Here is a 12771-nt window from a genome sequence, read left to right as displayed (position 1 = left end):
GCCGTCTATACCTCCTCAGCGTTCCAGGCCACGTGCCGGAGGCTGGGGATCCGCCAGTCGATGGGCCGGATCGGATCGAGTGCGGATAACGCGATCGCTGAGTCGTTCAACGCCTCGCTGAAGCGGGAGACGCTGCAAGGTTCTGGTGGTTGGGCGTCGCCGGTTCAGTGTCGACGGGAGGTGTTCCGGTGGATCACGAGGTACAACACACGTCGTCGGCACTCCGGGATCAGTTACTTATCGCCGAGAGCTTTCGAACACCGCGCCACGGCTGTTACCGTGGCACCCGCTGCTTGATCAATCCTGCGTGTCCACTCAAGGGGGACACCCCCACGTACTCGTCGCCCGTGATCACATGCAGATAGGACTCAAGAATGGCATCGGTGAGACTGTCGACGAACAATCTGCCGGGCCAGGAGTAGCTGAATAGGTGATCGCTGAGTTCACCGGTGTCTGTGCGATCGGTGATGGTGACCCACGCGGTCTGTGGGTCCTCCTGATTAATCTTCACAGCTACTGAGTGGATGTGCCGTTCCCGGCCGAGTCGATCCTGGATTGGGGATGCTGCGTGCAGGTGGCTGCTGAGGGCGTGACTGATGTGGTTGTGCATGGCGTTGGTGCCCTTTCGATGAACGGTCTTGTCGACCGTGCCATCGGCGCAGCTCTGCTGCGCTAGGTGAATCCCAATTCTTAAGCGTAGTTCAAAGCTGAACGGGCATAAGAGCGAAAAAGTACCCTTACCTTTTTGTGCAGGTAAGGGTACTTCTTGAGGGTGGCTGACGGGGCTCGAACCCGCGACACCCAGGATCACAACCTGGTGCTCTACCAGCTGAACTACAGCCACCATCGCTGCGCAATTGCAGCGAGATCAAGACTAACGCATGGCCTCGAATTTACAAAAACCGCTGGTAGGCGTCGGTGGCGGCGCGGGCGGACTCGGCGGCCTCAGTGGAAGTGGGGCCGGGGGAGTCGACGAAGACGGCGCGTCGGTAGTAGTCGAGCTCGCGGACGGACTCGACGATGTCGGCGAGCGCCCGGTGGGCCAGGCCCTTGGGGGGCTGGTTGTAGTAGGCCTTGGGGTACCAGCGGCGGGCGAGTTCCTTGATGGAGGAGACGTCCACCATGCGGTAGTGCAGGGCGGCGTCGAGACGCGGCATCTGCTCCCGGATGAACGTGCGGTCCGTCGCAATGGAGTTGCCGGCGAGCGGGGCGGGGTGCTCGGGCGAGCAGTGCTCGGCGATGAGCGCGAGGACGGCGTCCTCGGCCTGCTCCATGGTGACGGTGGAGGAGCGGATCTGCTCGGTGAGGCCGGAGTTGCCGTGCATGCTGGTGACGAAGTCGTCCATCTGCGCCAGCTCCTCCTCGGTGGCGTGGACGACCAGGTCCACGCCCTCGCCGAGGATAGTGAGGTCGGCGTCGGTGACCAGGGCGGCGACCTCGACGATGACGTGGCGGTGCACGTCGAGGCCGGTCATCTCCAGGTCGACCCAGACGAGACGGTCATTCTTGGCGGGTGTGGTCATGTCAGTTCCCCATCTTCGCGTAGAAATGCCCCATGAGCGGGGAGAGCAGGCCCGTGGGGGCCACCTTCGAGATCGCGTTCATCGCCTTGCTCAGCGGGCCGGGCACGACGCGACGCTGGTTCTTCGCCATCGCCTCGAGCGTCTCGCGGGAACAGGACTCGTAGGTGGTCCACAGGACGTCGGGGACGACGCGGTCGACGATGGACTTCTCCTCGTCGGGGATCACGGCGTCGCGAACCGGGCCCGGTGCCAGCAACGTGCAGTGGATGCCCAGCGGCTTGAGCTCGTAGTGCAGCGCCTCCGTGAAGGCGTTGACACCGGCCTTGGTGAACACGTACGTGGCGTTGTTCGGGATGGGCACGTTGCCGGCCGCAGACCCGACGTTGCAGATCGCGCCCTGCTTCCGGGGGACCATCCCGTCGAGGACCGCGCGGGTGAGCCGGTGCACGGCGGTGGCGTTGAGGTGGAACTGGTCGACCTCGTAGGTCCAGTCCTGCTTGATCAGCGGCCCGAAGGAGGCGATGCCGGCGGAGTTGATGAGGATGGACACCTCGCGGTCATTGATGAGATCGATGACCCTGCTCACCTCGTCGTGTTTGCTCAGGTCCGCCGCCACCACCTCTACGGTGACGCCGTGCCGGCGTTCCAGGTCGGCGGCGAGCTCGCTGAGCACGTTCTCGCGGCGCGCCACGATGATGAGGTTGTGGCCCATGGACGCCAGATCGCGCGCCATCGCCATGCCGATGCCCTGGCTGGCGCCGGTGACGAGCGCGCGCGAGGTCGGGCTGGGGGAGGGGAGGGACATGTGGGTTCCTTTCGTCGCCTCCCCACGCTAATCGACGCCCCGTGGTCCCCGCCGCCCGGCACCGTCATATTCTTATCCCCATGAATGCCGTGCTGATCGCCGTCCTGGTGATGCTCATCCTCGCTGTGTCCCGGGTCCATGTGGTCCTGGCGTTGTTCATCGGTGCCCTCGTCGGCGGTCTGCTCGGAGGTCTCGGCCTGGAGGGGACGATGGTCGCCTTCCAGGACGGCCTGTCGGGAGGTGCGCAGATCGCGCTGAGTTACGCGCTGCTCGGCGCGTTCGCCATGGCGGTGGCCAGCTCCGGTCTGCCGACGCTGCTGGCGAACTGGCTCATCGGCAGACTCGACGTCACCAGCGAGAGTGCCCGCCGCACCACGGTGGCCATGACGAAGTGGGGCATGGTGGCCGGCATCCTGGCGATGGCGATCATGAGCCAGAACCTCATCCCCGTCCACATCGCGTTCATCCCGCTGATCATCCCGCCGCTGCTGGCCATCTTCAACCGCCTGCAGCTCGACCGCCGCCTGGTCGCCAGCGTGCTCACCTTCGGCCTGGTCACCACGTACATGTGGATCCCGGTCGGCTTCGGCAACATCTTCCTCAACGACATCCTGCTGGGCAACATCGAGAAGGCCGGCATGGACACCTCCGGCATCAACATCTTCTCCACCATGACCATCCCGGCGCTCGGCATGATCGTCGGCCTGCTCATCGCGGTGTTCGTCACCTACCGGAAGCCGCGCGTCTACGCCGACCGGCCGATCACCGCCGGCACCGAGGCCGACGAGGAGCCGGTCTCCCGCTACCGCGTCATCGTCGCGCTCGTGGCCATCGTGGCCACCTTCGTCATCCAGGTGGTCCTGCAGGCCACCGGCTCCGAGGCGAACTCCCTGCTCATCGGCGCGCTCACCGGCCTGGCGATCTTCATGGTCACCGGCGCCGTCAAGTGGCACCAGGCGGACGACGTGTTCACCGCCGGCATGAAGATGATGGCGCTCATCGGTTTCATCATGATCACCGCCCAGGGCTTCGCCGCCGTCATGTCCGCCACCGGCGAGGTCGAGTCCCTGGTCACCGCCTCGGCCGACATGTTCGCCGGCAACAAGGCCGCCGCCGCGGTGGTCATGCTCATCGTCGGCCTCATCGTCACCATGGGCATCGGCTCGAGCTTCTCGACGCTCCCGATCATCGCCACCATCTACGTCCCGCTCTGCATGGCGATGGGGTTCTCCCCGGTGGCCACCGTCGCCATCATCGGCACCGCCGGTGCCCTCGGCGACGCCGGCTCACCGGCCTCTGACTCCACCCTCGGCCCGACCGCCGGCCTCAACGCCGACGGCCAGCACGACCACATCCGGGACACCGTCATCCCGACGTTCATCCACTACAACATCCCGCTGCTCATCTCCGGCTTCATCGCCGCGATGGTGCTGTAGTCAGCTGACCGATACGATCTGGAACATCCCGCCCTGGGGATCCTCCACGGTGGCCACCCGCCCGAAGGGTGGATCCATCGGGCCGTCCGTGTGGGCGCCACCGAGCCCGGTGATCTTCTCGATCGCCGCATCCGTGTCCGCCACCCCGAGGTAGGCGCGCCAGAAGCTCGGCACACCCTCGGGCAGGAAGGAATCGGCCTCGCAGATCCCGGCCGAGGCCTCCTCGCCGGGGAAGTTCGTGGCGTAGCGGATGCCGTTGGCCGCGGCGCCCTCGGTCGGTTCACCGTCCTCACCCATGTAGGCCAGCTGCCAGCCGAAGACCCGCTGATAGAACGGGGCGGCGGCATCGAAGTCGGTGGTCATCAGCTCGAACCACACCGGGGAGCCGGGCTGCCCGGTGAACTCGAAACCGCCGAGCTCCCGGCCCTCCCACAGTCCGACGGCAGCACCGGAAGGGTCGATGATCACGGCCATCGCGCCCAGGCCGGCGATCTCCATGGTGGGCACGGCGATGCTGCCGCCCGCGGCGACGGCCGCCCGGGTGGTCGCCGCACAGTCCTCCACCGCAAGGTAGACCGTCCACCAGGTCGGGTACTGCGGCTCATCAGCCTCCCCGTCCGGCCCCATGAGGGAACTCATCATGCCGGCGACCGGGGCGCCACCCGACTCGGCCATCCGGTAACCGCCGAACTCGGGGTTGCCCTCCGGGATGGTCCAGCCGAAGGCCTGGGAATAGAAGGAGACTGCATCGTCAATGGGATGGGTGCCGAGGTCAATCCAGACCGGCGTTCCGGTGCGTGCCATGACCGTGATCCTTAGCTCTAGAGGAAGTGTCTCCGAGCGGAAACAGGCACCAGCGTACGCCCGTGGTGTGATCTGCACCATAGTGAGAATGTGAAATCCGGGATTCCTCCGTCCAACTGGCACGCACCGAGCCGCTGCGTTCCTTCGCATGGCACGAACGGACCGGAATCGGCGTTTTCGGGACGTTCGTGCCACCCGAATTCCCGCGACGCGCATGACGCGCAGGACGCGCATGACGAAGGCCCCGGCCGGGAGCGGATGCTCTCGATCGGGGCCTCATTCCGGGGTGCCCCCAGCAGGATTCGAACCCGCGACCAGCCGGGTAGAAACCGGATGCTCTGATCCACTGAGCTATGGGGGCGTGCGGGTGAGATTCTAGCCCACCGACCACTTGTCACCCACAAAGGTCCGGCGGATACAGTGAGGGGCATGTCAACACCCCTGAAGGACGGCTCGGACGGTACGGCGGCGGCGTCGATAGGCGCGGGCCGGAAGGTCCGGGCCACGTGGCCTCTCTACCTGCTGTTCCTCGCGGTGGCGGGCATGGTGGGGGCGACGATCTCCGTCGGGCTGCTGCAGGACTCGCTCGTGGCACTCGGTATCCCGGATCCGGGTCGGGTGACCACGTTCGGGCTGCCTTTCTTCCGGGCGGTCGGGTGGATGCTGGCGGCGCTGTCGGTGGGGTCGTTCATGTTCGCGGCGTTCTACATCTCGCCACGCGTGCCGGGCAATGACAATGATCAGCTCGTGCGCGCCCAGCTCAGCGTCGACGGCCACCTGGCGAGTCGGACGGGTGCGGTCGCGGCGTTGTGCTTCGGGCTCATCGGGCTGCTCATGATCCCGCTGGTGCTCTCGGACGTCTCCGGCACGCCGCTGGCGCAGACACTCAACCCGACGAGCTGGATCACGGCGGTCAACCAGGTGGCCACGGCGAAGGCGTGGGCGGCGGTGGCGGCGATCGCGCTGGTCGTCGGCATCGGTGGGCTGGTGGCCCGGTCGTGGCTGAGTCAGACGCTGCTCGTGCTCGGGGCGATCCTCATGATCGTGCCGCTGGGCATGGAGGGGCACTCGGCGTCCGGCGGCGCGCACGACTACGGCACGAACTCCTACCTGTGGCACCTGGTGTTCATGATGGTGTGGGTCGGCGGGCTCATGGCGCTCATCGCGCACGGCCGGCGCCTCGGCCCGGACCTGGAACTGGGGCTGCGCCGGTATTCCACCGTGGCGTTGTTCGCCATCGTCGTCATGGGGGTCTCGGGCCTGATCAACGCGGCCATCCGCATCGAGTGGTCCGACTGGTTCGGAACCACCTATGGGGCGATCCTGCTGGCCAAGACCGCCGGTGTCATCATCCTCGGGCTCATGGGTTTCGCCCACCGGGCGGTGATCATCCCCCGGATCGGGCAGCGCCCCGGGCTGTTCGTCCGCTTCGCCGTCGTCGAGGTCATCGTCATGGCCGCGGTCAGCGGCGTGGCCATCACCATGGGCCGTACTCCGCCGCCCCCGCCGCGGGACCCGAACCTGTCCACCATGGCCATCCAGATGGGTTATGACCTCTACGAGAAGCCCACCCTGGCCAACGTGTTCACCATGTGGCGTTTCGACGTCATGTTCGGCACCATCGCACTCCTCCTCACCGCCGGTTACCTCTACGGCCTGTGGCGGGTGCGCCGACGTGGCGACACGTGGCCGGTCCAGAACACGGTGTTCTGGCTGCTCGGCACCGGCACCCTGCTCATCACCACCAGCTCCGGCATGGGCCTGAACATGCCGGCCATGTACTCGATGCACATGATCGTGCACATGGTCCTGTCCATGGTCGTGCCGTTGTTCCTCGTCCTCGGCGCCCCGCTGCGCCTGCTCATGGCCGCCTACGACCCGGGTGAGCCGGGCCAGCCGACCGTCCATGACTGGGTGAACGCCTACACCCGCTCCCCGCTGCTCAAGGTGCTCACCCACCCGGCGGTCAACACCGCCCAGTTCCTCTTCTTCTTCTACATCCTCTACCTGATCATCCCGCTGTATGAGCTGATGATCTCCGAGCACGCCGGCCACCTGGCCATGAACTGGGTGTTCCTGGCGTCGGGGTACCTCTACTTCTGGGAACTGGTGGGCAAGGACCCGCTGCCGGTGCACCGGCCGGCCGCGATCCGCCTCGCGTGGCTCACCGGCTCCATGCCGTTCCACCTGTTCGCCGGCATCTACCTCATGCAGCTGACCACCATCCTCGGCGAGGACTTCTACACCTCCCTCGGCCTGCCGTGGGAGCTCAACCTCCTCGAGGACCAGCGCGCCGGCGGCGGCATCGGCTGGGCGTCGGGCTCCTTCCCGCTGGCCCTGGTGTTCACCCTCCTGTTCCTCGAGTGGCGTCGGGACGACCGGGTGATAGAGAAGCGTTACGACGCCCGCGTCGACGCCGGCGAGGACGACGACTACGAGGCCTACAACGAGATGCTCGCCCGCATGAACTCCGGCCAGAACCGCCACACCGACTACTACGGCGAGGAATTCCGCAAGTCCGACCCCGGGAGTGAGCCGGGGAGCTGTGGATAACGGGAGTTGTCCACAGCTTTGCGACGCCCCCGTTGTCCCCCGTGCGCGGTTCTGTCACCCTCGCAGGTGTCAGCACCACACATCAACCAAGGGGACATCATGGCGCAGACGACCATCACCATCACCGGCAACCTCACCCACGAACCCGACCTCAAACTCTTCGAGAAGTCCGGCACCTCCAAAGCCCGACTCCGCGTGGCCGCCAGCCGGCGCTACCAGGCCAACGAGAACGAGTGGAAGGAGGCCGACCTGCTCTACATCAACATCGACGTCTGGGGACCGTTGGCCATCAACTGCAAGAAGTCACTGACCCGCGGCATGCCCGTCATCGTCACCGGCGTCCTGCACACCGAGTTCTGGGAGGACAAGCAGGGCAATCCCCGCCAGTCCAACCTCGTCCGCGCCACCGCCGTCGGCGTGGACCTCAACCGGTACGTCGTGGGCAGCAAGAAGGTCGAGCACGCCGAACGCAACCTCATCGGCGCCGCCCTGCCCGACTCGGAGAACCCGCCCACGCTCTACGACGAGATTATCGCGGACCAGTCGGCGGACGTGGCGGTGGAGACCTCCGCCGTGGAACCTGCACCGGCGGACACGCCTGTGGACACGGTGGGGGACGCGGCGGCGTCGGCAAGCGAAGAGCCGGCAGACGCTCCCTTCTAGCAGCACCGGAGGGGTCATGTACCCTTATGGCTGATCTCATCGCACTAGTTATAAGGGGAACAATGTCCGAATTCATCTACACGATGAAGAACGTGCGCAAGGCCATCGGTGACAAGCTCATCCTCGACAACGTCACCATGGCCTTCTACCCGGGCGCCAAGATCGGCGTGGTCGGCCCCAACGGCGCCGGCAAGTCGTCGATCCTCAAGATCATGGCCGGCCTGGACCAGCCCTCCAACGGCGAGGCCTTCCTCGACCCGGGCGCCACCGTCGGCATCCTGCTGCAGGAGCCGCCGCTCAACGAGGACAAGACCGTCCGCGAGAACGTGGAGGAGGGCCTCGGCGACATCTTCGAGAAGAAGAAGCGCTTCGAGGAGATCGCCGAGGAGATGGCGACCAACTACACCGACGAACTCATGGAGGAGATGGGCCGCCTCCAGGAGGACCTCGACGCCGCCGACGCCTGGGAGGTCGACTCCAAGATCGAACAGGCCATGGAGGCCCTGCGCTGCCCGCCGTCCGACGAGCCCGTCACCCACCTCTCCGGTGGTGAGCGCCGCCGCGTCGCCCTGGCCAAGCTGCTGCTCTCCGAGCCGGACCTGCTCCTGCTCGACGAGCCCACCAACCACCTCGACGCCGAGTCCGTCCTGTGGCTGGAGAAGCACCTCGCCGACTACAAGGGTGCCGTCCTCGCCGTCACCCACGACCGTTACTTCCTCGACCACGTCGCCGGCTGGATCTGTGAGGTCGACCGCGGCAAGCTCTACCCCTACGAGGGCAACTACTCCACCTACCTGGAGAAGAAGGCCGAGCGCCTCGAGGTCTCCGGCAAGAAGGACCAGAAGCTGCAGAAGCGCCTCAAGGAGGAGCTCGCCTGGGTCCGTTCCTCCCCGAAGGCCCGCCAGTCCAAGAACAAGGCCCGCCTCGAGCGCTACGAGGAGATGGCCGCCGAAGCCGAGAAGTACCGCAAGCTCGACTTCGAGGAGATCCAGATCCCGACCCCGCCGCGCCTGGGCAACAAGGTCGTCGAGGTCAAGAACCTGGACAAGGGTTTCGACGGTCGCGTCCTCATCAAGGACCTCTCCTTCACCCTGCCGCGTAACGGCATCGTCGGTGTCATCGGCCCCAACGGTGTGGGCAAGTCGACCCTGTTCAAGACCATCGTCGGTCTCGAGCAGCCGGACGGCGGCACCGTCGAGGTCGGCGAGACCGTCAAGCTGTCCTACGTCGATCAGAACCGCGAGAACCTCGACCCCGAGAAGACCGTCTGGGAGATCGTCTCCGACGGCCTCGACTACATCATCGTCGGCCAGAACGAGATGCCCTCGCGCGCCTACCTCTCCGCCTTCGGTTTCAAGGGCCCGGACCAGCAGAAGCCGTCCAAGGTCCTCTCCGGTGGTGAGCGCAACCGCCTCAACCTGGCGCTGACCCTCAAGCAGGGCGGCAACCTCATCCTCCTCGATGAGCCGACCAACGACCTCGACGTCGAGACCCTCGGCTCCCTGGAGAACGCCCTGCAGAAGTTCCCGGGCTGCGCCGTGGTCATCTCCCACGACCGCTGGTTCCTGGACCGCACCTGTACCCACATCCTCGCGTGGGAGGGCAACGTCGCCGAGGGCCAGTGGTTCTGGTTCGAGGGCAACTTCGGTGACTACGAGAAGAACAAGGTCGAGCGCCTCGGCGCCGAGGCCGCCCGCCCGTCCCGTGTCACCCACCGCAAGCTGACCCGCTAACGGGTCCGAACTGGGCGACGTGAGGCCCGGCGCACCACCGAACATGAGGTGGGGTGCCGGGCCTTCGTCACACCCGATGAGCGCCAGCGGTATAGATTGGACGGAGGAAACAGCGCGGGCACCCGCGCCAGCAGACCCCGGACAAGGAATCTCACCCGCATGAACACCGACCAGAACTCCGCTCTCCACGAGACCGTCATCCCGGTCCGGTGGGCCGATTTTGACCGTTACGGTCACATCATGAACGCGAACTACATCGAGCTCGCCCAGGAGGCGCGCCTGAAGTTCGCCGAGGACGAGTTCACCTCCAAGGGCCTGGATTTCGCGGTGTTCGTCCGTCACATCGACGCGGATTTCCTTCGCCCGGTTCTCCCCGACACGACGGAGCTGCTCATTGAGACGCAGGTGGTGGAGATCGGCAACACGTCGTTCACCACGCGTCAGGAGATCAAGGACCGGCAGGGACGGACCGCCTGCATCGTGGAGTGCGTGCAGGTGGCCATCGACATGAACACGGAGCGCCCGCGGTCGATCACCCAGCGTGAGGTGAAGATCCTCACCCGCGCGGAGGATGCGCACGAGCTCACCGGCGACGAGGACCAGTGATTCCCGAGTCCCTGCGGATCGTCGACGGCGGCCCGGGCCTGCAGTCCCTGGTGGGCCGGGCGGTGGGGCTCGATGCGTCGGCGTCGGCCCGCCTGCGCCAGATCGATGATGCTTCGGTGGATGTCTTCGTCACCACCCCCTTCCAGGTGGTCGCCTCCCGCCGGGTGAGCGGTGAGGCGTCCCGCGACGGGGCGGTGGTGGCGGCCACCGATCTTCTCGACGCCCTCCGGGCCGGCGCATCCGAGATCGGTCCGGCCCGCGACCCGAACTGGCCCGGTGCCCTGCCGCCGGCGGCCGGTTTCGAGCTGGTGGACACGCTGCCCGTGCAGGTGGTGCGGGAGCTCGCCGACAAGGGTCAGGCGCTGGCCCGGCAGTTCTCGGGGCCGCTGGGCCCGCCGGCGAGTCTGCTCGATCAGACCGTCATCACGGTGGAGGGGGAGGGCCGCACCGCGGAGGTCCCCATGCGGATGATTTTCGCGTGCACCGCCCTCGGCCTCATCCCGGGATTCGCCGCCCCGATCGACGTTCCCCGTCATCTGCGGGTGTCCACGGTGGGACGCTGGGTGCGTGTCGACGCCCCCTTCGGGTCCGTCTACCGTTCCACCTCGCTGTCGTTGTTCTGACTTTCCCCTATAGTCGATAACTAATATGTCGACAACAACAGCAGCCTCCCGTGACCATCAGTCCACCCGCACCTCCTGGGCGATGCCGATCCTCACCGTCCTCGGTATCGCGGCAGCCATCGCCATGGCCTACCTGGGCAGCGGAGCACTCGTCGGCACCCCGGTGGCGGAGGCCGCCGGGGGTGCCCTCTCCGCCGACGCCACCCCGCTCGCCCCGGCCAGTGCGGCATTCTCCATCTGGGCCGTGATCTACCTCGGCCTGGCGGGTTACGCAATCTGGCAGCTGACGCCCACCGCCCGGGCGTCGGAGCGCCAGCGGGCCCTGCGCCCGTGGGCTCTGCTGTCCGCGCTGCTCAACGCGGGCTGGCTGTTCACGGTGCAACTGGACCAGCTGTGGTTGTCGGTGGTGGTGATCGTCGCCCTGCTCGCGGTGCTCATCCGCATCCTGTACCTCCTCGGTCGTCCCCGCACGGGTGGGGTCGTCGAGCTCGTCCTCACCGACGGCACCTTCGGCCTGTACTTCGGTTGGGTGCTGGCGGCTACCTTCGCCAACACCTGGGCCACCTTCGCCGACGCCGGGGTGACGGCGTTCGAGGAGGTCCCGGTGGGCATCGTCGGCCTCGTGGTCGCCGCGGCGGTTGCGGCCCTGGCCGCCTTCCGCGACGGGGGTCGCATCGCCCCGGCCCTGGCCACGGCGTGGGGACTGGCGTGGATCGCCGTCGCCCGCACCGAGGGGGAGTTCGCCAGTGAGGCACTGGTGTGGACGGCTGCGGCCGCCGCGGCCGTGGTGCTTCTCGCCGCAATCGCCTCCCAGATCCGCCGCTAGAGCAGGACCGCTCCCGCCGCCGCGGCGAACACCGCGATCGACCAGGGTGGGAGCTTCCACATCGCCAGACCCAGCCAGCACAGCACGGCGATGGCCAGCGAGCGGATCCCGGTGACGCCGTGGCTGAGAACCGGGTCCCAGAAGGCGGCACCGAGGAGCCCGACGACCGCCGCGTTGACCGCCGTGAACGCCGAGCGTAGCGCGGGCAGGTGACGCCAACGGCCCCAGAAGTGCAGGCCGGCGGTCATGAGCAGGGCGGAGGGGGCGAAGATCGCCACGGTGGCCAGGAGTGCCCCGCCGATCCCGCCGTCGACCGCGCCGAGGTAGGAGGCGAAGGTGAACAGCGGGCCGGGCACGGCCTGGGCGGCGGAGTAACCGGCGAGGAAGGCGTCCTGGGAGATCCACCCCGTCGCCACGGTCTGCTGCTCCAGCAGCGGCAGGACGACGTGACCGCCGCCGAAGACCAGGGCGCCGGCCTGGACGAAGGCGTTGAGCCGGGTGAGCAGCCAGCCGCCCAGGACGGTGGCGCCCAGCCACAGGCCGAGCAGGAGCAGGAAGAACAGTCCCAGGCTGATGGTGGCGGCCCGGGCGGAGACCGGGCGCACCGCATCGGAGTCGGGATCGGCGGTGTCGGGGGACGGGGAGGCGTCGATAAGCGTGCGGCGCAGCAGTATCCCGGCGAGGCCGGCGAGGAGGATCACCGCGACGTGGGTGAGCGGGCTCGGCAGGGCGAGGACGATGAGGCCGGCAAGGACCGCGATGGTCGCAGTGAGCGGGGTGTCGGCCATCGACCGGGCCATGCCGGACACCGCGTGGAAGACCACGGCGACGGCGGCGGCGAGGAGCCCGGCGATCCAGCCGCCCTCGACCCCGACCGTGCCGAGGAGGAGCCCGAAGGCGGCGAGGATGATCGCGGAGGGGGCGGTGAACATCAGCCACGCGGCGGCCATGCCCGCCCATCCGGCGCGGTGGTAGCCCAGCGCCATGCCCACCTGGGAGGAGGCGGGGCCGGGGAGGAACTGGGCGACGGCGACGATGTCGGCGTAGGAACGCTCGCTCAGCCAACGGCGACGGGCGACGAACTCCTCACGGAAGTACCCGAGATGGGCGGTGGGGCCACCGAAGGCGGTGACGCTCAGGAGACCGAAGGAGCGGATGACCTCGCCGAGACGGCCGGGCCGGGAATCATGATCGGACAC

The 12771-nt window shown here is 67.3% G+C and carries 12 protein-coding genes, 2 tRNA genes and 1 pseudogene; 8 read left to right on the top strand and 7 right to left on the bottom strand.

All coding sequences use genetic code 11. The features are described 5' to 3' along the window. Positions 1-297 (top strand): annotated as a pseudogene (locus QP029_RS00790) (integrase core domain-containing protein); the annotation flags it as partial. Here the strand turns inward: QP029_RS00790 and QP029_RS00785 are convergent. The 4 genes from QP029_RS00785 to cmrA all read right to left on the bottom strand — a co-directional run bounded on the left by QP029_RS00785 (position 275) and on the right by cmrA (position 2328). Beyond that, positions 275-610: a hypothetical protein gene (locus QP029_RS00785; protein WP_284875033.1), complete on the bottom strand. Its 336-nt coding sequence runs from the start codon at positions 608-610 to the stop codon at positions 275-277. The pseudogene QP029_RS00790 and the gene QP029_RS00785 overlap by 23 nt on opposite strands. 161 nt (positions 611-771) lie before the next feature. Further along, positions 772-844, bottom strand: a tRNA-His gene (locus tag QP029_RS00780). Positions 845-893: 49 nt separating this feature from the next. After that, a complete protein-coding gene (orn, locus tag QP029_RS00775) occupies positions 894-1523 on the bottom strand; it encodes an oligoribonuclease (protein WP_284875032.1) in 630 nt (209 codons plus the stop codon). Between the two features lies 1 nt (position 1524). Continuing rightward, positions 1525-2328: a mycolate reductase gene (gene cmrA, locus QP029_RS00770; protein ID WP_284875031.1), complete on the bottom strand. Its 804-nt coding sequence runs from the start codon at positions 2326-2328 to the stop codon at positions 1525-1527. Positions 2329-2408: 80 nt separating this feature from the next. On the opposite strand from cmrA, the gene QP029_RS00765 reads away from it, so the two are divergent. Continuing rightward, a complete protein-coding gene (locus tag QP029_RS00765; protein WP_284875030.1) occupies positions 2409-3764 on the top strand; it encodes a Na+/H+ antiporter family protein in 1356 nt (451 codons plus the stop codon). Here the strand turns inward: QP029_RS00765 and QP029_RS00760 are convergent, their stop codons facing one another. Further along, complete coding sequence (locus QP029_RS00760; protein WP_284875029.1) at positions 3765-4568, bottom strand: VOC family protein; 804 nt, start codon at positions 4566-4568, stop codon at positions 3765-3767. It lies immediately after the preceding gene. A gap of 287 nt (positions 4569-4855) precedes the next feature. Continuing rightward, positions 4856-4929, bottom strand: a tRNA-Arg gene (locus QP029_RS00755). 182 nt (positions 4930-5111) lie between these two features. Between QP029_RS00755 and QP029_RS00750 the strand changes: the two genes are divergently transcribed. From QP029_RS00750 to QP029_RS00725, 6 genes are all read left to right on the top strand, one after another. After that, on the top strand, positions 5112-7121 hold the full coding sequence (locus QP029_RS00750) for a bifunctional copper resistance protein CopD/cytochrome c oxidase assembly protein (protein ID WP_284876274.1): 2010 nt from the start codon (positions 5112-5114) through the stop codon (positions 7119-7121). A 99-nt stretch (positions 7122-7220) separates the two neighbouring features. Further along, positions 7221-7784, top strand: a complete 564-nt coding sequence (locus QP029_RS00745; RefSeq protein ID WP_284875028.1) for a single-stranded DNA-binding protein — start codon at positions 7221-7223, stop codon at positions 7782-7784. Positions 7785-7846: 62 nt separating this feature from the next. After that, on the top strand, positions 7847-9517 hold the full coding sequence (gene ettA, locus QP029_RS00740) for an energy-dependent translational throttle protein EttA (protein ID WP_284875027.1): 1671 nt from the start codon (positions 7847-7849) through the stop codon (positions 9515-9517). 159 nt (positions 9518-9676) lie between these two features. After that, entirely contained in the window at positions 9677-10123 is a 447-nt protein-coding gene (locus QP029_RS00735; protein WP_284875026.1) for an acyl-CoA thioesterase, read from the top strand. Next, positions 10120-10746, top strand: a complete 627-nt coding sequence (locus QP029_RS00730; protein WP_284875025.1) for a DUF8185 domain-containing protein — start codon at positions 10120-10122, stop codon at positions 10744-10746. Before QP029_RS00735 ends, QP029_RS00730 begins: the two co-directional genes overlap by 4 nt. A gap of 25 nt (positions 10747-10771) precedes the next feature. Then, positions 10772-11572 (top strand): TspO-related membrane protein, encoded by an 801-nt coding sequence (locus QP029_RS00725; protein ID WP_284875024.1) that lies wholly within the window; start codon positions 10772-10774, stop codon positions 11570-11572. Here the strand turns inward: QP029_RS00725 and chrA are convergent. Next, the gene (chrA, locus tag QP029_RS00720; RefSeq protein WP_284875023.1) at positions 11569-12771 is read right to left on the bottom strand and encodes a chromate efflux transporter; all 1203 of its coding nucleotides are present in this window, start codon (positions 12769-12771) and stop codon (positions 11569-11571) included. The two genes, QP029_RS00725 and chrA, sit on opposite strands and share 4 nt — an antisense overlap.

The sequence above is a fragment of the Corynebacterium suedekumii genome, assembly GCF_030252185.1.
GTDB classification, from domain to species: Bacteria; Actinomycetota; Actinomycetes; order Mycobacteriales; family Mycobacteriaceae; genus Corynebacterium; species Corynebacterium suedekumii.
The sequence above is the reverse complement of the archived record's forward strand: the minus strand, read 5'-3'. Positions and strand labels throughout refer to the sequence as shown.